The sequence below is a fragment of the Streptomyces sp. NPDC101166 genome, assembly GCF_044768125.1.
Lineage (GTDB): Bacteria > Actinomycetota > Actinomycetes > Streptomycetales > Streptomycetaceae > Streptomyces.
In genome coordinates this window covers 1-1,193 of the sequence record NZ_JBIWPF010000221.1, presented here as the reverse complement: position 1 = coordinate 1,193, position 1,193 = coordinate 1, and the positions used below count along the sequence as shown (strand labels likewise).

Genomic DNA, 1,193 nt, shown 5'->3' with positions numbered 1-1,193 from the left:
CGCGCCCGGCGGCCGGTGCGCTCACCCCGGAGGGCCGACATTCGATTGCTCATTTGGTCATCCCCAGCGCCGCCGCCATCAGACCGAAGTCGGGTCCGAAATCCTCCATCTTGCCCGTCCGGCAGCCGTCCGCCCGCATCTGGACGCGCTCACAGAACACGCTGATGAGCTCGCCCGAGAGCGCGGTGCCGATCAGGCCGTGCAGGCGAATGAAGTTGCCCTGCCGGTTGACCGAGCGGTCCAGGTTCTGCATGAGCAGCGGCGTCACGTCGACCACCTCGGTCACGCCGGCCGCGTTGTCGCGCAGCTGCTTGGTGACCGCGGTGAGCCCGGTGAGGGTGCCGTTGAGCTGATCGGAGTACTGCGAGAACGCGCCACTGGTGTTGGCCAGGAAGCCGTTCAGCTGATCGAGGGTGGCCTGCAGGCCGGGGGCCTGCTCGGACAGCAGCCCGGTCATCTGCGTGATCTTGTTGCTGAACCCGCGCACCGAATCATCGTTCTCGGCGAGCATGGTGGTCAGCTCGTTCAGCTTGATGATGATGGTGGAGATGGCGTCCTTGTTGTCCAGGCCCGTCTTCAACGCCCCGGACAGCGAGTTGAGCACATCGCGCATCTTCTCGCCGTTGCCGTTCATCATCGGGTAGAGCACCCGGCCCGAGAGCGGGCCGATGCCGTCCTGTCCCTCTTGGGGTTTCAGCGCGGCGGCGAACGAGTCGATGGTCTTGATCATGGTGTCCAGCTCGACCGGGGTCTTGGTCTGCTGGGTGGTCAGGTGCGCGCCGTCGCGCAGCTTGTCACCGCCGGTGTAGCGCGGGGTGAGCTCGATGTGCCGGTCGGTCACGATGGACGGCGAAACCAGCGCGGCCTGAACGTTCTTCGGGATGTCGACGCCCTTGTCCACGGTCATGTGGACCTCGACGTACTGGCCCTTGGGCACGATCTTGTCGACCCGGCCCACCTCGAGGCCGAGCACGGTGATCGGGTTGCCCTCGAACATGCCCGCGATATTGAGGAAGTCGGCGGTGAAGTGCTGGGTCTGGCCCGCGGCGTCCTTCACTCCGAGCGGAACCAGCGAGCACGAGCCGACGGCGGCGGCCGCCACACCGATCATGGCCGCCTGGGCGATTCGTTTCAGCATCATTGGTGGCACCCCTCGTTCACCTGCGCGAAGCACAACCAGTTGTCCGGGAACA

At 65.8% G+C, this 1,193-nt stretch carries 1 protein-coding gene; it reads right to left on the bottom strand.

What is annotated here, in order from left to right:
* Positions 1–49 precede the first annotated feature (49 nt).
* A partial coding sequence (locus tag ACIRS4_RS37880) for an MCE family protein (RefSeq protein ID WP_404204767.1) occupies positions 50–1,193 on the bottom strand: 1,144 nt, incomplete at its 5' end.